We start from the raw sequence: 18,597 nt of genomic DNA on the forward strand, positions 1-18,597 counted from the left end.
AACAAAAATTGCGGGTTAACCACCCGCAATTTTTACCTTAAACTTTAATCCTTCTAAAATCGCCTTTAACTTATCGCGATCATCACCTTGTACTTCAATAACTCCTTCTTTTACTGCGCCACCTTGGCCCATCTTACTTTTTATTGTTTTTGCTAACTTTTTTAAATCGTGCTGTTGGGGATCTAATCCTACAACTAGCATTACGCCTTTACCTTTTCGACCTTTGGTTTGACGCTCTATGCGAATAGACCCGTCTTTAAATAGTTTTACATCCAGTTCTTTTTCTGGCTTTGGCTGGTCAATTCGCCCTGTTGCTGTTGAATATACTAAGTGATTATCACTCATAAATAACCTATCTAAGATTGAATCTAATATTGGGCTAAATAATAACAAATTTGTGACGCAAAGGCGTAATTTTTGCGCCTAAGCTGAACACCTTTTAATCCCGCAAAGATAAACATCTTCTGTTTAAGTACCGCAATAGTGCTTATGAATAAAAGTGCTTAAGGATTTTAAAAAGCGCTTTAAATTGGCTAGCGCTATAAAAATATCCATGCTACTATTTCGGCATTATAGATGTATGGATGGCCAAATGATAAATTCTTATTTAGAGCAAGCTCAGCTTAATGTAGAGCAACAGTTAATTAATGCTGAGCTAGAAAAGCTTGAGCAGTACTTAAATAGCAATGCTGCACCGGCCGTGCGTTGGCAGTATCAAATTCCAGAACTCGGTGAAGGTGGCGCATGTAGTTTATTCGGCTACTTGCAAGATGAGCCGTTTAATTTAAACGATTACGTTAGCCAAAATACGCAAACAACGGCAAAGTTAGCGCAACTTCAGTTGATTGTTGACTATGTAATCGAAAACACCCAGTTAGATTGGTATGGCATCTATCAAAATACGGCCACCCCTGAAGGCGAGCAGTTATTAAAGCTCGCTTATTTTGGTGCACCGAGTCGCCCTTTATTTCCGCTCACCGCTGAATTTGCAACCGGCAGTAATAATGTGCAAGTGGCACTCAGTGGTAAAGGACGTGTCATTAATAATGTTGAGCAATATTTAGCCGCGGGTGGTGAGTATTACACCTGCGATCCGAAAGTAAAAGCAGAGGCCTGTTTACCACTATTTAATGCGCAAAAGCAGTGCATTGGCATTGTCGATGGCGAAGCCTTTAGCACGGATTTTTTTGATAATGCGACACTCGCATTATTAATTGCATGCTGTATTAAAATTCCTCACTTTTTAGTGTAAATAACACTGGTCAATCGAGTGAGTTTTTATGTTAAGCTTAGCGCAACAGCTAACCCCTAAATAACGAAGAGATAGTCAATGTTCTCAGTATTAAAACCATTACCAACAGACCCTATTCTTGGCCTTATGGCGGCCTATAAGCAAGATACTAACCCTAATAAGATTGACTTAGGGGTTGGTGTATATAAAGACGAGCAGGGGAATACCCCAGTATTAAAGTCAGTAAAAAAAGCAGAAGCGTTTCGTTTAGAAAATGAAATGAGCAAATCTTACATTGGTCTTGCTGGTAACTTAGATTACTGTCAACAAATGGAAAATCTTCTTCTTGGTGAGCACCCAGCATTATTAGCTAATCGCGTACGCACAGCACAAGCACCTGGTGGTACAGGCGCACTTCGTGTTGCAGCAGAATTTATTGTACGTTGTAATCCAGGCGCTACTGTATGGGTTACTAACCCAACGTGGGCTAACCACATTAGCTTATTTGAAGCTGCAGGCTTAACTGTAAAAGAATACCCATACTACGACTACGAAAACAAAGATTTATTGTTTGATGAAATGGTTGAAACATTAACACAGGTGCCTAAGGGCGATGTTGTGTTATTACATGCATGTTGTCACAACCCAAGTGGTATGGATTTAAACGAAACACAATGGAATACTATTGCTGAACTTGCAAAAGATGTGGGCTTTACGCCATTGATTGATATTGCATACCAAGGTTTTGGTTCTTCTTTAGAAGAAGATGCCAATGGTTTACGTATTTTAGCCAATGCGGTTGAAGAGTTGATCATTTGTTCATCATGTTCTAAAAACTTTGGCTTATACCGTGAGCGTATTGGTGCGTGTTCAATTATTGCAAAAGACAGTGCAACCGCTGATATTTCAAACTCGGTATTATTAAGTGTGGTACGTAGCATTTATTCTATGCCGCCAGCGCACGGTGCAGACATTGTAAACACCATTTTAAGCAGCACAGAGTTAACGCAGTTATGGCACAGTGAACTTGATGAAATGCGTAACCGTATTAATGGTTTACGTAGTTTAATTAAAGACAGCCTTGCAGCCAAAGACATTGCTCAAGACTTCTCATTTATAGACCGCCAACACGGTATGTTCTCTTTCTTAGGTATTAATAAAGAGCAAATCGAGCGTCTACAAAAAGACTACGGTATTTATATTGTGGGCTCTAGCCGTGTAAACGTAGCGGGAATTAGTCAAGCAAACATCGATTACTTTGCTAACGCTGTTGCTGATGTATGTAAGTAACCAATAATAAGTTTTAGCTTATTAGCAATAAAAAACCGCACACTCGTTGCGGTTTTTTTATTGTTTGTAATACCTATCCCCTTATATCAATCTGCTTAGATATAAGGGAGTTTAATTCGTTAAATTGTTCAAATATTTATACAAATTGGTATTACAGCCAGCGAATAGCGCCTGCAATACGTTCATTATACATATCAACCGGTGAGCCTAGGCTTGCTATTAGTACAGTATCAGCTTGTTTTCCTCGGCTTATATGGCCTACATAGCGAGAGTCACTAAAGTCACCCGAGCCAATTTCAAAGACTTTGTTATCACTAGGGACAATAAACACGGTCATAGGGCCAAAGTCCGATTCAAACACTAAATGGATGCCTTTCTCGCCTTGAAAATCGCAAAAGTTAACATAAGTAACTTTCCCAGGTAAATCATTAAGTTGACCGCCAAGTAAAGCCAGCTTTTCATTGACTGTTTGTAAGCTGATAGGTTGAGTTTTATTTAACGCGTTAAGTTCATGATAAACATGCGCCAATGCATGCTCGCCAGCCGCATGATTCAAGTTTTGCTCTGTGCTAAACATAAACGCACTTACCGCAATCACAAATGAAGCAGCGAACGCCAAATATACACGGTCAAACTTAAAGCGTGAGCGTGAATCAATAACGTTGTCTTTTTGTTCAAGCTCATCTTTTCTGGCTTTTTCTTTTAACGAGGTGTTTAAAATAATCCGTTCAGCAAGGTTGTCAGGCACAGGAATATCAAGCGCATCATTAAGTTGCTTATCAAATGTTTTGTTTTCATTTAAAAATTGTTGTCTATCGGGACTGCTGTTTGCAAATTCCAGTAGTTCTTTGTCTAGCTCGTTTGGCTGTGCAATCGTGCGGCGACGAAACTCAAGTTCATCCATTATTTTGATGCCCCTTTAAGTTGTTCATCATCACGGCTTAGTGCCTCTTTAAGTTGATTTTTTGCTCGAAATAAACGTGTCATAACCGTATTTTTGTTTAAATCGAGTATGTCTGCAATTTCATCCCCAGAGCAGCCCATAACCACTTGTAATAGTAGCGGCTCTTTGTATTCATCGGCCAACAACGAAATTTGCCGTTGAATAACGGTTTGCTCCATTTCATCATCTAAAGAATGACTGGTTTGATCCACTAGCGTGTCGTTATCTACATCACTGTAATCAAATTGCTTGCGCTCAAAGCGCCTCGCATTTTCGCGTCTTAAAATTGTTAGCAACCATGGCTTAGCTGCTTTTTGATCGAGTAACGAGTCAAGCGATCGCCAAGCACGTAAAAAGGTTTCTTGCACTAAGTCATCTGCAATATTCGGATCGTTACATAACCAGTAAGCGAAGCGATAGAGTTCCTTATGATAAACGTGAACCAGGGCTTCGTAGCGTTGTTGTTTTTCAGCCATATTTAGTAAGACCCGATCATTCGATTTTTTATTTCCAAACATAAGCACTTTTTAGTTAAAATTATTATAGGTCAAAAAAGCAAAATACAATTGAGATCAAGAATACAGCTCTTTTAACGCAGGTGATGAAGGCTTAGCTGTTTGCGATTGATGTGCCTTTAACATGCTAACTATAGCGTCTAAGTTGGCGCTAGCCGTTTGCTTACTGTACAACTGTGCTTGTAAATTGTTTACCTGCGCGGTGAACTGCGAGTTGTTTATCATAGCGCATAAATGGGATAGCGCCCCTACCTTTTTACCTGTAAGGGTTAGCGCATACTGATTAAGCGCATCGTAAAATGCTTTTTCGTCATGGCTTTTAGCTAATACCAGCAGGGCTTTTAAAGATGGTTGTTGATTTGTTTTATTAGTTGTTTGAGCCGCTTGTTGCACTTCTTTAGTTGGGCGTTTAATAAAGTAAAAAATCACCGTCGCAATCCATAAAACATAACCAAGTGCGGCCACAATAATTAGCCACAGTGGTGTGGCAGTTTGCTGTTGCACTGTAACTGCTTGCTCCGTTGACTCTGCCATAGTATTACTTAGATTGTTTTCAGCTGGCGGATTAAGCGTTTGCACTGGCGCTGTTGTACTGGGTGTTACTGTAATAGTGCGCTCAGGTAAGGTCGCGTAACTAATTCGATTCATTTTGGTGTTATACCAAGGCAGGCTAATTTCAGGCAATGTGTAAGTGCCAGGTGTTTGTGGCAGTAGCGCATACGAGGCCGTTTGCTGTGATACCACTCGGCCATCGCGTACCGCATTATTGGTTTCTTTTTCATCAGGGTAGCTGCGAATACCATTAATAGTAGGCATATCAATTTCGGGTAACTGCTCTTTAGTCACCCCTAGCGCGGTGAGCATAATTGTACGTGTTATTGGCGTACCGGCTTCAACGGTATTATCCTCTGGCTGCCATTGCTCGGTTAAGCTCACCAGTTCACTGGGTAACCAGTCTCCTTGATAGTTTTCAGGGATAGGTTTAATTTCAATTTGCTGCTCATCGCCAAGCGCTGACACTTCCAATTGACGATAGTTTTGCTGAATACGCCCCTGAAAAACGGGAGCTGCAATAGTGTATGCGCCACTTTTTTGGGGCTGAATTAAATAATTACGGGTGATCACTAAATAACGTTTACCGTTAACCAGTTCATAATCTTCGCTTTGTTTACCGAGTTGGGTAAGTTGGGCATCTTCCATACTTGGCGCACTTAAGCTGCCATCAAGAAGCTCTTTGGCTAAGTAAAGCTTAATGGTGTAAACGCCAGCCTCTTGCACAAATAAGCTGTTGTTTGAGAGTGAGGTTTTTAAAAATATATCGTTATTTTTATCTGCGTCGCTGCTGCGCTCTTTAACCGATAAACTAATTGGTTGCGAGTTTAGCCCTGCAACACTAAAACTGGGAATGGTGTATTCACCCGCCTTGCGGGTCATTAGTTTAACAGACCAAGAGGTTTGTTTTTTTATACTGCCATTAATAATGTTAGTGCGGCTACTTAAGCTCATAGGGCCGACTACAAAATCTTTTAATAATGCTGAGGTGTCGGGTTGTTGCCCTTTTATTGAATCATCAATGCTAATATTAAGCATAAAAAATTCACCCGCTAATACTGGGTTTTTATCAACGCTTGCCTCCAAAGTGGTGGCGGCCATTAATGGCATGGCAGTTAATAGCAATAAACAGCAAAATAATCGCATTACCATGATTTTTCTACTCCTGTTGGACGACGTTGATATTGTCTTTTTTGGGCTTCTAATTGCATTTTGTTTCTTAATAAAATAGCGGGATCGTCGGGCACTTTTCTTAATAACTGATTTAGTTGCTGTGCTTTTTCTTTTTCTTCATTAGTGAGCTCAGCGGCTTGTGCTTGCATGGCTTGTTGCTGTGCCTGCTGTTTTTGCTCATCAGAGGGCGGTTGCTCACTCATTTCATTAGGTTGATTTTGAGGCTCATCTTGCTGCGGTTTATTCTGGTCTTTATTTTCATTTTGTTGGCTTTGTGACTGAGCTTGCATATCAGGCTCATTCTGTTTGTCTGATTGCTCACCAGATTGGCCTTGTTCATCTTTTGATTGTTCCGAGGACTGATCTGATTGCTGTTGCTCACTATTTTGGCTGCCCTCTTCACTTTTATCTGCGTTGTTTTTCTCGCCATTTTTTTGCTGATCTTGTTTTGATTTATCTGCATCATCTTGACTTTGCTCATCTTGATTTTGCGAATCATTGCCTTGCTGATTTTTTTGGTCTTGCTGTTGACTCAGTAACTGCTCAACAAGCGCTTGATTCTCAGCGGCTTCACTAAAGTTATCTTGCTTTACTTGCGCTTGTTTATACGCGTCAATGGCAGCCTCTAATTGTCCTGCTTTAGCCAAGGCGTTGCCATAGTTATAATAACCGGTTGCTGACTTATCTTGGCTAAACTCATTCAAGGCAGCATCAAATTGCCCTTGCTGATAAAGTGCAGCCCCTTTGAGAGCGCTTGAGCGAGCCTGAGCTGCTTGTTGATACTCTTTGTTGTTGTATGCCTCTAATGCCCGTTGATCCGTATTTTTAAACAGGGTTGGCAGCTCTGCGGCATGCGCATTTTGTTGAGGTAAAAAGCTAAGTAATAGTACTGCGCTAACTAATGCAGAACGTCTAAATAAATACAAAGCTAAAGGCAGTAAAATAAGCAAACCATAAATACCGGCGTCAATTCGCCATAAGGCTAAATTTGGTTTTTCACTTTTTAATACTTCACTGTTTGCTTGCGGTGAAAAAACGGCAATATCGCTATTGCTTGGCTGATAATCGGCAAACTGCCCACCACTATTTTTTGCAAGTCCTTCAAGTAATGATGCATTGAGGGTTGGCACCACAATTTGACCATAATTATCTTTTAAAAACCCGCCTTCAGGTAACTTTATAGGAGCTCCTTGCGCTGTGCCTACGCCGTAAATATTAAGTCGATATTGGCTACTGTTGGTAAAACGGCTTACATCGCTTTGCTGTTGTTGTTCAATACCATCGGTGATCAAAATAATATCGCCATCGAGGTAGCCGGCTTGGCTTAGTAGCTCTTGTGCCATATCTAAGCCAGCGAGTACGTTTGAGCCTTTATCTGGCATAATTTCAGGGCTTAAACTAGGAATAAGGTTGGCAAGAGTCTTAGCGTCGTTGGTCAGTGGTGAAATGGTATAGGCAGTGCCTGCGTAAGCCACTAACGCGGTATCGCCTTCTTTAAATAGCTCAACCATATCGAGGGCTTTAAAACGTGATTGCATTAATCGATTGGGAGCAATGTCGGTGCTATACATAGAGTAGGACATATCCATGACAATAACGCGGGCACTTTTACTTTGAAACACGGGTACTTGTTTCTCTTCAAAGCTTGGCCCTGCACTAAATATAATCGCTAAATTGCAAAATAACGCAACCAGCCACAGCGGCTGGCGAGCTTTATTGTTTGATTCACTCATTACAAATGGTGCCAAATGCGGCGCAATAAGCGGCGCTGACTGGGTTTTTTTATGTTTTAGTAAGGCGATAAAAAATAACCCTGAGGCAGGGAGTAACAGCCATAAAATAGCAGGACGAATAAATTCAAAATCCATTAGTTTGGCTCCTTCATTGCGCGCACCGTTTTTATCAATGCCATTGCACTTATGAGTAAAATGGCCAGTAATAACGGATAATAGAACAAGGCTGTTTGTGGGCGAAAGGTTTGCTCATCGGCACTAATTGGTTCAAGCTTATCAAGCTCAGCGTAAATCTGTTGCAGGCCAGCGACATCTTTTGCTCTAAAATACAGACCGCCTGTTTGCTCAGCAATTTTTTTCAATAAACCCTCATCTAGGTTACTGCCCCCAGAGCCCATATTAAATAAACTAAAGCCGCGCGGGTTATCTGAACCGACTCCGATGGTGTACACTTTTATACCTTCTTCACGGGCAAGTAACAGTGCATCTTCTGGGTTTAAATTTCCCGCGGTGTTTTGTCCATCTGTAAGCAACACCACAATACGGTTACTTTCTTTTTTACTGGCAAAGCGTTTTACCGATAAACCTAAAGCGTCACCAATCGCCGTGGCGCGTCCTACTAAACCAATTTGCGCCTCAGAGAGCATTTTACTGACGGTTTTCACATCACGCGTCAATGGGGTTTGTAAAAAAGCGGTATCACCAAACAATATAAGGCCGAGTCTGTCGCCTTGGCGCTGCTCTATAAAGTCACTTAGCACTGCTTTAACCATGGTTAAACGGTCAACATATTGGCCATTGTAAGCCATGTCTTGTTCGGTCATTGACCCTGACAAATCCACAGCGAGCATTATATCGCGGCCTTCGTTGGGTAGCGATATGGGCTCATCTAACCACGTTGGATTTGCTGATGCGGTCACTAATAATAACCACAGCAACCACTCGATAATATTCAATTTACGCGCACTTGGCTCTATGCTTTGATTGCTTAAATTATGTGATGCAAAACTTGGAATGCGCAGACGCGTGTTGGCATCATTGGCGGCGGGTTTTAATAGTAACAATATTAAAGGTAGCGGCAGTAATAAAAACAGCCATGGCCAGCTAAATTCAAACATGCAGCGGCTCCTTTAGTTTAAATTGTTTAATGGCTTGGCGAAATTTATCACTAAGTGCTGCCTGTGTTTGATTAGCGTTATATAGGCTTAAAATTTCTTCTTCTGTAAAGCCAATAGCTGAAAGTTGGTTTAATGTGTTGCACCAATGCGTTGTTGACTGCGCGGCCAAACGCGGATCGTAATAGGTGATCACTAAACGCTTTAAAATGACATGCAATTGCTGCGCTGACTGTTGTTGATTAGCTAATGCAATGGCATCACGTTTTGGCTTTTTAAAGCGATAATTTTTATAAATTATGACAATTAAGCTACACAATAAACACACAGCAATTGCAATAACAACCCACCAAGCAGGAGCGAGTGGCCACCAGTCGACTTGGGTGGGAGCAATAATATCGTGTAGACCATCAAGTGGAGAGGTTTGCATGATTTATTTTCTCACTAATTGCAGTTCCAGCGCAGTGGCTGCATCAAATGATAATAGGGTGAGTCCAGACTTTGTTAAGCGATTAATGCGTGCGCTAAATGCGTGCTCGGCATTTTTGGCAAATCGTTGTCTAAAGCTCTTGTCCATTAAGGGCAGGGCAAATTGCTGATTATTAGCACTGACGGTTACCGTTTGTTTAAAAGCAGGTAATTGATGTTCAAAGGGGTCGCTAATATGACACCCAATCAGTTCGCAATGACGCGCTAAAAGTTCAAGTTGCTTAAAGCTGGCGTCATCCAAGGCGTTAAAATCAGACACGATATAAACCAAACTACCGGGCTTAGCTAAGTGATTTAAACGTTTGAGGTTATCGCTAAAATTATTCGCGGCCGGCTTATCAATGTTCTCAAGAGCCAGCTGATGCGCATCGCATAAATTATGGCATAGTTTTAATACCGCTTTTTCACGAGCGCTGGGTTTTAGCTCTAAATGCGAGTGCTGATTAAACACAATACCGCCAATTCTGTCGCCACGCTGACACGCTGACCACGCAACTAAGGCGCTAATATGTGCCGCTTGCACCGATTTTAACAGTAATTGCGAGCCAAATAGCATTGAGTTTGAAAAGTCAGTAAACACAAATACCGGGCGCTCTTTTTCTTCTTGAAAAAGTTTAGTGTGGGTTTCGCCTGTGCGCGCGGTAACGCGCCAATCAATAGAGCGTATATCGTCACCGTTTTGATAATGACGCACTTCGGCAAATTCCATACCCCGGCCTTTGTGGGGCGCAAGGTATTGCCCCGCCAAGGTGTTTTTTATTCTAACTTTAGGTGCCAGCTCAAGCAGTTGCGCTTTTGCTTTATAATACATCAGCTCTTTAAGCGATAAATTAACACCATGGCTATGGCTTAATTTAAGCCATGCCTGAGAATCAAAGTGTGTTTGCATAACTTAAGGTACTGCGACTAGTTCAACAATACGGCTAATAACCTGATCTTTTGTAATACCATCGGCTTGTGCTTCGTAACTTAGAATAATGCGATGGCGCAATACATTATGTACCACAGCTTGTATATCGTCAGGTGATACAAAATCACGACCACTTAACCACGCATGAGCGCGGGCACATTTATCCAAAGCAATCGTGGCACGTGGGCTGGCGCCGTATTCAATCCAGCGGCCAAGTTGTTCATCTAAGTTTGCACCTTCTCGAGTGGCTATGATCAGTTGCACTAGGTACTGCTCTAATGGCTCGGCCAAATACAGACCTAAAATTGCTTTTCGCGCAGCAAACAAATCGGTTTGTGAAATTTGCTCAAGCACTGGGGCTTCATCATTAAGTGCTTCACCACGGGTTAAACGTAAAATATCAAGCTCATGCTCAGCACCTGGGTAATTAATACTTAAGTGCATTAAAAAGCGGTCTAATTGCGCTTCTGGTAGAGGGTAAGTACCTTCTTGCTCAAGCGGGTTTTGTGTTGCCATCACTAAAAACAGGTCACTGAGTGGATAGGTGTTTTTGCCTACCGTGACTTGGCGCTCGGCCATCGCTTCTAATAATGCCGATTGTACTTTTGCCGGTGCTCGGTTTATTTCGTCCGCTAAAATGAGGTTATGAAATAAAGGGCCTTTTTCAAATACAAACTCACTGGTTTGTTGGCGATAAATATCGGTGCCGGTCACATCGGCTGGTAATAAATCTGGGGTAAACTGAACACGCTGAAACGAGCCTTCAATACCTCTTGCTAAGGCATTAACTGCGCGTGTTTTTGCAAGCCCAGGTGGGCCTTCAACTAATAAATGGCCATCGGCTAGTATAGCAATTAATAGTGCTTGAGTGAGCGCAGGCTGGCCAATAATTTGGGTGTCTAAATACGTTTTTAATTGTGAAAATGCGTTAGCTGCCATAATAAGTGGACTGTCCTCGTCAGCTTAAATAATACCTAAATTGGTTAGGTAACAAATACTGAGCTAGTTATAAGGTTTATAAGTGGATAACTCAAGAGTTAGACTGATTTTTTAAAAATAGTTCGTTATTTTTTAACGATTTTTTAGCCTAACATAAAACTTTGTAAAACCAGCTAAAAAAGCCTATTGTATTACCCTCATACAATGTATGTAGTGATTTACAATGGCGCTTTTGTATTAATTTACCTTTATCTATTGGCTTTATCACACGGGTTGTTTAGAATCGGAGAAAACATACAGGTCTGACCTGTCAGCGGGAGAGAATAATAAATGTCTGAGCAAAACATACTTAAAACACCAAAAGGCGACCGTATTGCCATCGTAAGCGGCTTACGTACTCCTTTTGCTAAGCAAGCGACTGCGTTCCACCATGTACCAGCATTGGATATGGGTAAGCTAGTAGTTAATGAAATGCTTGAGCGATTAAATTTCGACAAGTCAGAAATCGATCAATTGGTTTTTGGGCAAGTAGTACAAATGCCAGAAGCGCCAAATATTGCGCGTGAAATTGTATTGGGTACTGGGATGCCAGTATCGGTTGATGCGTACTCTGTATCGCGTGCTTGTGCGACGAGTTTTCAAGCGATAGCAAACGTTGCCGAATCAATTATGGCAGGCTCTGTGAGCGTAGGTATTGCCGGTGGTGCCGATTCATCATCTGTATTGCCAATTGGTGTAAGTAAAAAATTAGCGGGTAGCTTAGTTGATTTAAACAAAGCACGTACGCTTGGTCAGCGTTTAAAAATATTCTCAAAACTACGTTTAAAAGATTTATTGCCAGTGCCGCCAGCGGTTGCTGAGTACTCAACGGGTTTATCAATGGGACAAACAGCTGAGCAAATGGCTAAAACCCATAATATTAGCCGTGAAGATCAAGATGCTTTAGCACATCGTTCTCACTCATTAGCAACTCAAGCTTGGGCAGATGGCAAGTTAAAAGATGAAGTAATGACGGCGCACTTACCGCCTTATAAAAGCTTTATTGAAGAAGATAACAATATTCGTAAAAACTCAACGGTTGAAGGTTATGCCAAGCTTAAACCCGTATTTGATCGTCAGCACGGCTCTGTGACTGCCGCTAATGCAACCCCATTAACCGATGGCGCAGCTGCAGTGTTAATGATGAGCGAAAGCAAAGCAAAAGCATTGGGTTACGAAATTTTAGGTTATGTGCGCAGTTTTGCGTTTTCAGCTATAGGCGTAGAAAAAGACATGCTAATGGGGCCTGCCCACTCAACGCCAATCGCGCTTGATAGAGCAGGTATTACGTTAGCTGATTTAGACCTTATAGAAATGCATGAAGCGTTTGCATCGCAAACCTTAGCGAATATGAAAATGTTTGCTTCAGATAAATTTGCACAAGAGCACTTAGGGCGTAATAAAGCCATAGGTGAAATTAACATGGATAAGTTTAACGTTAACGGCGGTTCACTCGCTTATGGTCACCCATTTGCGGCAACCGGCGCGCGTTTAATCACACAAAGCTTATACGAGCTTAAGCGTCGTGGCGGTGGTTTAGCGTTAACGACTGCCTGTGCTGCGGGTGGTTTAGGTGCAGCCTTTGTATTGGAGAGTGCGTAATGACAGATTCAGTATTTAATTTAACGGTTGATGATAACAAAATAGCCGTGGTAACCATTGATGTGCCGGGTGAAAAAATGAATACCCTGCGTGACAGCTTTGCTGACGATTTAAAAGCATTATTAGCACAGGCTAAAGAGCATGCTGTTAAGGGTATGGTATTTATTAGTGGCAAAAGTGATAACTTCATTGCCGGTGCTGATGTAAAAATGTTAGACGGTGTTGAAAAACGCGAAGATGCATTAGCTATCAGCGAATTATGCCATCAAGCATTTTTTGATATGAAAAAACTACCGTATACCACGGTTAGTGCTATACATGGCCCTGCTTTAGGTGGTGGTTTAGAGTTTGCTTTAGCCTGTGATTACCGCGTAGGTACAGATAGCGATTTAACTAAAATTGGTTTACCAGAAGTACAACTAGGTTTATTGCCTGGCGGTGGTGGTACACAACGCTTAACTAAAATCGTGGGTATTCAAAAAGCCCTTGAGTGGATGCTAACTGGTAAGCAAATTCGTCCAAAACAAGCTAAAAAAGCCGGTGTATTGGATGATTGTGTTCCACAAAGCGTACTGCTAAAAGTGGCCAAAGAGTTTGCGGCGAAGAAAAAGCCACAAGCTAAAGAGCCTAAACTTGATAAGGTCAGCAAGTTATTAGAATCAAACCCGTTTGGTCGTAACTTTATCTTTAAAAAAGCTAATGAAAACGTACTTAAAAAAACAGGTGGTCACTACCCAGCGCCGCTTGCGATTATTAAAGCGGTTCGTGCAAGCGTAGAGCTTGATGAAATGAAAGCGTATAAAACCGAAGCCGAAGGCTTTGCTACGTTAGTAATGAGTGATGAGTCTAAAGCACTTCGCGGTATTTTCTTTGCAACCACTGAAATGAAAAAAGAATGGCGCAACGATGATGCTCCCGCGATTAGTAAAACTGCCGTGTTAGGTGGTGGCTTAATGGGCGCAGGTATTGCCCATGTGAGTGCGGTCAAAGCTAAATTGCCGGTCCGTATTAAAGATGTGGCAGAGCAGGGCATAAGTAATGCCATGAACTACACTTACAAAATTTTAGATAAGCGTCTTAAACGCCGTATTATGTCTAAAGCCGATATGCAGTTAACGATGAACCGTATAACCGGCACTACCGATTACAGCGGTTTTAAACACATAGATTTAGTGATAGAAGCAGTATTTGAAGACTTAGAACTGAAGCAAGGTATGGTTGCTGATGTAGAGCAGCATTGCCAAGCAAACACCATTTTTGCCAGTAATACCTCATCATTACCTATTTCGCAAATTGCAGCTAAAGCAGCGCGTCCTGAAAATGTAATTGGTTTACATTATTTCTCACCAGTAGAGAAAATGCCACTGGTAGAAATTATTCCTCACGAAGGCACCTCAAAAGAAACGATTGCTCGTGTAGTTAACTTTGCGCGTAAGCAAGGTAAAACGCCAATTGTGGTAAAAGATATGGCTGGTTTTTATGTTAACCGTATTTTAGCGCCATACCTGAATGAGGCGGCAAACTTAATGCTTGCCGGTGAGCCAATTGAAAAAATTGACGCAGCCTTAGTTGAGTTTGGTTTTCCAGTAGGGCCGTTGGCACTGCTTGATGAAGTCGGTATTGATATTGGTTCTAAAATCGCGCCAATTCTTGAAAAAGAACTCGGTGAGCGTTTTAAAGGCCCAGATGCTTTCTCACGTATGATTGATTCAAAACGCTTAGGCCGTAAAACGGGTCGTGGTTTTTATGAATACGACAAGAAAGGCAAAAAGGTTGATGAGTCAGTCTACGAGCTACTGGGTGTAACCCCAGCTCCACGTTTAAATAAAAACGAAATTGCTAAGCGTTGTATCTCACAAATGCTTAATGAGGCCGTTCGCTGTTTAGATGACGGTATTATTGCCAGCCCGCGTGATGGTGATATTGGTGCTATTTTTGGTATTGGTTTCCCACCATTCCTAGGTGGCCCGTTTAGCTACATGGATAAATTAGGCGCAGGTAAAATAAGCTCTGATATGTCTACTCTGGCTAACAGCAACGCTATTTTTACACCTTGTGATACTTTACTTGCAATGGCTGACAAGGGCGATAAGTTTTACACTACAGCCGCTAAAAAAGCTGAAATTGAGATAGCGCAAGGTGATGATAAATCAACTGACACTCCAAATGAGACGACTGAACAGAAAGATTAATGTTTTAAGTTAACGTAAAAAAGCCGCAAATTATGCGGCTTTTTTGTGTTCGATAATCAACAATAATACTTAATCAATCGAATTGGTAAAAGTTGCGTCTGGACGCTTATTTACAGTAACGCTTCAATGGCCTTTTTATCTTTATCAGGCATGTTGTCGACCACCAAATTAAACGAGTTATCAATCATACGCTCAATTTCACCCTGTGGTACTGAGCCATCTAAAATCACGGTATTCCAAAGGCGTTTATTCATATGATAACCAGGAATAACGGCAGGGAAAATATCTCGTAATGATTGCGCCTCATCAGGATCGCACTTTAAGTTTAGCCACCAAATAGGCTCGCCATTTTCGTCGGTTTCACCCTCATTGCTAAGTGCAAGAGTGGCAAACATTTTATGATTTACTTTATACACATCAACATCTTTAGCAAAAGGCTGGGTTAGTTTAACTAACGGCTTGTTCATTAAATAGGTATGTACAGTTTGTTGGTTCATGAGCCATTCCTTGAGGTCATAATCGATAACTTAACCATAGCAGCTTTTTGCCACTAGATAACACGAGTTTAAGTCTAAATTACAGATTTATAAGTCAGTACGAAGTAAGAAGCTAATCATATCACTTTATTGTTGAACAAAATCAGTTTCGTGGTATGTTTCTCGCAATCAAAAAAACAATAGGAATTCACCCATGCCAAAGGCAAGTGATGTTAAAAAAGGGACGGCTATTGACTTTAATGGCCGTGTATTAGTAGTAAAAGATATCGTACGTTCTGTACCACAAGGTCGTGCCGGTGGTAGTTTATACCGTATGCGTTTATACGATGTGGTCACGGGTAGCAAAGTTGACGAAACATTTAAAGACAGCGACATGCTTAACCTTGCTGATTTAACCCGTCGTGAAGCCATGCTGTCGTACATTGATGGCGATGAGTATGTCTTTATGGATAATGAAGACTACACGCCTTACAACTTGGCTAAAGACGCCATAGCTGAAGAGATTCAGTTTGTTAACGAAGAGACCCAAGGCGTGCATGTTATTGTGATTGATGGTGCGCCAGTTGGGCTTGATCTTCCTTCAAGTGTTGAACTTGTAGTTGAGGAAACCGACCCTTCAATTAAGGGGGCTTCAGCCAGCGCGCGTTCAAAGCCTGCTCGTTTATCAACCGGCTTAACTATTCAAGTGCCAGAGCATATTTCTACGGGCGATCGCATCCGTATTAATACCGCAGAGCATAAGTTTATGGGCCGTGCTGACAAGTAAGCCGCTATAAATCTATGATGATTAGCCGAGTATTTAAGTTGCTCGGCTTTTTTGCGTCTGATTTGCCCCTCAAATTGATTAAGCATTATTGCTGATTAGCAGCATGCGTTGCTTCAAATTTAGCCAATTTAACGCTATTATACGCACCTTATTTTTGAGCAAGTTGAGGTAGTGGTGTTATTTATTTTGCTTAGCGGTGTATTTATAGCGCTTATGTATTTAGAAACCATTAAAAAGGGCATGCCTGTTAAACGCTGGTTATTTTTAGGTGGCGTGTTTGGTCCTGTTGCTTGGTGCTTGTTTAATATGCATTATCGACGTGCATTGATACGCAATATAGGTGTAAATGCGTGTCTATGGCGTGCTTAACTGGTCGCTCTAATTAAACTGAGTTTTGATTGGCTTTGTTGTTGTTTTAAAAACGCAGTAAATTCATCTTTTGAGAGTGGTTTAGAGTAGTAATAACCCTGCAGTGTTTCACAGTTTAGCTCTTCAAGTATGCTTATTTGTGACGCTTGCTCCACCCCTTCGGCAACTACATGCAAATCAAGGTTATGCGCAATAGTGACGATAGAGTCCACCATATTGCGGCCACGTTCAGTCTTCATATCATCGATAAAGGCTTTATCTACCTTAAGCGTATTGAGTGGAAACTGCTTTAAATACGCAAGTGATGAATAGCCGGTACCAAAGTCATCCATTGCTAAGTGAATACCACGGGCACTTAAAGAGCGCATAATCGCAATGGCTTCTTGTGGATCGTCCATTACGGTGCCTTCAGTTATCTCAAGCTCTAAAAAGTACGAGGGCAGTTCATTTTTTTGTAAAATCACATCTATGCGCGAGGTTAGATCGGGTAGGCTAAATTGTTTTGCTGATAAGTTAACAGCAACACGGGCATTAAATAAGCCTGCATCTAACCACTGTTTTACATCGCGACAAGCTTTGTTTAAAACTACTTCACCAATTTCAATAATTTGCCCTGTTTCTTCGGCAATTGGAATAAATACCCCTGGGCTAATAACCCCCTTTTTCGGGGTAATAAAACGTACCAACGCTTCCATTCCAGCAAGCTTACCAGTACGAATATTCATTTTAGGCTGGTAATACACCTCAAAATGATCTTCTTTTAAGCCAAAGCGCATTAGGTTTTCTATTTGCAGTCGTTTTACTGCTTGGCGGTTCATGGTGTCATTAAAGAACAGGTAGCTATTGCCTTTCTTTTTAGCATGATACATCGCAGTATCGGCGTTCTTTAATAGTATTTCGGGGGTGTTACCATCTTCGGGAAACAACACTATACCAACGCTTGAGGTGATAGCAAGTTCATGGCCTGCCATTTTAAATGGTGTAGCTATGGCCGCCAAAAACTGTTTAGCCATGCGAGTGATAGTGAGAATATCGTTGGTGTTTGACATTACTAGCGCAAATTCATCGCCGCCAAGGCGATAAAATACGTCATTTTCACGGGTGAGCTTATTTAAACGCATAGCAAGCTTTGCCAGTAAACTATCACCTAATTGATGGCCTAATGAGTCGTTTATCTTTTTAAAGTTATCTAAATCAAATACGAGTAATGCATGATGAGAATGCTGCTTTGCAAGTTTTTGTAAGTCAGAAAAAAACAAATTACGGTTGGGTAAGCTGGTGGTGCGATCTCTGTTTGATAAATTATTCAGTTCAGATTCGGTCTTTTTACGTTCGGTTAAATCTGAATACACCACCACATAATTGGTTATTTGATTTTGTGCGTTTTTAATTTCGTCTATTGAGATTTCAAATGGCAGCAGAGCATGATCGCTATTGCGAAGCTTTACTTCTTCTTGAATATGTTCGTGCTTTCTAACGGTATTTTTTATAGATTCTATATAGCTTTTGTCGTAACCGGCTAAATGAAACTCTTTCTTTAGGTATTGCTCGCGTACGCCGCCAAACAAAGTTAAAAAGCTTGGATTAATATCCACAAGCCTAAAGTCTTTATCATAAATGGCCAGCGCATCAGTGAGTGACTCAACACATTTTGCAAATAAGTTAAGTCGATCTTCCGTTGATTTTAACTGCGAGATATCTCTGACTGTGCCAGTCATTCGCAGTGGGCTTAGGTTAGCGTCTTTTTCAATGATTTTTCCGCGGTCGAGCACCCAGTGCCATTTACCAAAGCTGTCTTTAATACGATAAGTTGCTTCAAAAAAAGTACTTTCTTCGGCAAAGTGTTTTTTTAGTAGGTAATCAACATGGGTTAAATCGCGGGGGTGGATCAAGCTTTTATTCGGTGGAAATTCTACTAGGTTATTACTATTCATCACGTATTTGTCATTGATACGAATAACTTTACCGGTTTTGATATTCCAATCCCATAGAGTATCACCACTGCCTTCTACGGTACTTTTTAACCGTTTTTCAGAAAGCTGTAATTGAGAGTGTGAACGCTTGAGTGAGTGAACAACCGTTAACAAGTAAACCACAACTAACGACATTATTGCGCACACGCTAACGACTAGCGCATTTAAATTCAAGTTAAACGATGACTCGAATGCACTCGCAGAGTAGGCTGTGGCCAAAGTGGCCAACAATAGAATGTATTTTATTATTTTTATTTTTTTCATTGTCT

17 protein-coding genes are annotated in these 18,597 nt (G+C 41.2%); 6 read left to right on the top strand and 11 right to left on the bottom strand.

Translation table 11 applies throughout. The features are described from left to right. Nucleotides 1-15 precede the first annotated feature (15 nt). A complete protein-coding gene (locus ACTRWE_RS04935; protein ID WP_008464752.1) occupies nt 16-345 on the bottom strand; it encodes an SUI1 family translation initiation factor in 330 nt (109 codons plus the stop codon). A 247-nt stretch (nt 346-592) separates the two neighbouring features. On the opposite strand from ACTRWE_RS04935, the gene ACTRWE_RS04940 reads away from it, so the two are divergent. Further along, entirely contained in the window at nt 593-1,252 is a 660-nt protein-coding gene (locus tag ACTRWE_RS04940) for a GAF domain-containing protein (protein WP_013464500.1), read from the top strand. 78 nt (nt 1,253-1,330) lie between these two features. Continuing rightward, a complete protein-coding gene (locus ACTRWE_RS04945; RefSeq protein ID WP_008464755.1) occupies nt 1,331-2,521 on the top strand; it encodes an amino acid aminotransferase in 1,191 nt (396 codons plus the stop codon). Between the two features lie 151 nt (nt 2,522-2,672). On the opposite strand, the gene ACTRWE_RS04950 is transcribed toward ACTRWE_RS04945, so the two are convergent. From ACTRWE_RS04950 to ACTRWE_RS04985, 8 genes are read right to left on the bottom strand one after another with little or no spacing between them, the layout of a single operon-like run. Beyond that, a complete protein-coding gene (locus tag ACTRWE_RS04950; protein WP_028835377.1) occupies nt 2,673-3,425 on the bottom strand; it encodes a DUF3379 family protein in 753 nt (250 codons plus the stop codon). Further along, entirely contained in the window at nt 3,425-3,982 is a 558-nt protein-coding gene (locus tag ACTRWE_RS04955; RefSeq protein WP_013464502.1) for a sigma-70 family RNA polymerase sigma factor, read from the bottom strand. Before ACTRWE_RS04955 ends, ACTRWE_RS04950 begins: the two co-directional genes overlap by 1 nt. Nucleotides 3,983-4,036: 54 nt before the next feature. Beyond that, the gene (locus ACTRWE_RS04960) at nt 4,037-5,683 is read right to left on the bottom strand and encodes a BatD family protein (RefSeq protein WP_350654485.1); all 1,647 of its coding nucleotides are present in this window, start codon (nt 5,681-5,683) and stop codon (nt 4,037-4,039) included. Then, nucleotides 5,677-7,572 carry a vWA domain-containing protein gene (locus ACTRWE_RS04965; protein ID WP_290155638.1) on the bottom strand — a complete coding sequence of 632 codons (1,896 nt, stop codon included), beginning with the start codon at nt 7,570-7,572 and terminating at the stop codon, nt 5,677-5,679. Before ACTRWE_RS04965 ends, ACTRWE_RS04960 begins: the two co-directional genes overlap by 7 nt. After that, entirely contained in the window at nt 7,572-8,555 is a 984-nt protein-coding gene (locus ACTRWE_RS04970; protein WP_028835374.1) for a vWA domain-containing protein, read from the bottom strand. The genes ACTRWE_RS04965 and ACTRWE_RS04970 overlap by 1 nt, the downstream gene beginning before the upstream one ends. After that, nucleotides 8,548-8,982: a DUF4381 domain-containing protein gene (locus ACTRWE_RS04975; protein WP_013464506.1), complete on the bottom strand. Its 435-nt coding sequence runs from the start codon at nt 8,980-8,982 to the stop codon at nt 8,548-8,550. The genes ACTRWE_RS04970 and ACTRWE_RS04975 overlap by 8 nt, the downstream gene beginning before the upstream one ends. Before the next feature lie 3 nt (nt 8,983-8,985). Continuing rightward, entirely contained in the window at nt 8,986-9,930 is a 945-nt protein-coding gene (locus ACTRWE_RS04980; protein ID WP_290155643.1) for a DUF58 domain-containing protein, read from the bottom strand. Between the two features lie 3 nt (nt 9,931-9,933). Then, nucleotides 9,934-10,890: an AAA family ATPase gene (locus tag ACTRWE_RS04985; protein ID WP_248474299.1), complete on the bottom strand. Its 957-nt coding sequence runs from the start codon at nt 10,888-10,890 to the stop codon at nt 9,934-9,936. Nucleotides 10,891-11,220: 330 nt separating this feature from the next. On the opposite strand from ACTRWE_RS04985, the gene fadI reads away from it, so the two are divergent. Next, on the top strand, nt 11,221-12,531 hold the full coding sequence (gene fadI, locus ACTRWE_RS04990) for an acetyl-CoA C-acyltransferase FadI (protein WP_013464510.1): 1,311 nt from the start codon (nt 11,221-11,223) through the stop codon (nt 12,529-12,531). Beyond that, complete coding sequence (fadJ, locus tag ACTRWE_RS04995; RefSeq protein ID WP_248474300.1) at nt 12,531-14,723, top strand: fatty acid oxidation complex subunit alpha FadJ; 2,193 nt, start codon at nt 12,531-12,533, stop codon at nt 14,721-14,723. The genes fadI and fadJ overlap by 1 nt, the downstream gene beginning before the upstream one ends. 110 nt (nt 14,724-14,833) lie before the next feature. Here the strand turns inward: fadJ and ACTRWE_RS05000 are convergent, their stop codons facing one another. Next, nucleotides 14,834-15,220 carry an MmcQ/YjbR family DNA-binding protein gene (locus tag ACTRWE_RS05000; protein WP_013464512.1) on the bottom strand — a complete coding sequence of 129 codons (387 nt, stop codon included), beginning with the start codon at nt 15,218-15,220 and terminating at the stop codon, nt 14,834-14,836. Between the two features lie 193 nt (nt 15,221-15,413). On the opposite strand from ACTRWE_RS05000, the gene efpL reads away from it, so the two are divergent. Both efpL and ACTRWE_RS05010 read left to right on the top strand, forming a co-directional pair. Next, the gene (efpL, locus tag ACTRWE_RS05005; RefSeq protein ID WP_024602810.1) at nt 15,414-15,986 is read left to right on the top strand and encodes an elongation factor P-like protein EfpL; all 573 of its coding nucleotides are present in this window, start codon (nt 15,414-15,416) and stop codon (nt 15,984-15,986) included. Between the two features lie 174 nt (nt 15,987-16,160). Next, complete coding sequence (locus ACTRWE_RS05010) at nt 16,161-16,355, top strand: hypothetical protein (RefSeq protein ID WP_024602809.1); 195 nt, start codon at nt 16,161-16,163, stop codon at nt 16,353-16,355. Here ACTRWE_RS05010 and ACTRWE_RS05015 read toward each other — a convergent pair. Next, the gene (locus ACTRWE_RS05015; RefSeq protein ID WP_036956874.1) at nt 16,352-18,592 is read right to left on the bottom strand and encodes a sensor domain-containing protein; all 2,241 of its coding nucleotides are present in this window, start codon (nt 18,590-18,592) and stop codon (nt 16,352-16,354) included. The genes ACTRWE_RS05010 and ACTRWE_RS05015 overlap by 4 nt on opposite strands. Nucleotides 18,593-18,597 lie beyond the last annotated feature (5 nt).

The organism is Pseudoalteromonas sp. G5_S1_54_S4, from assembly GCF_054968565.1.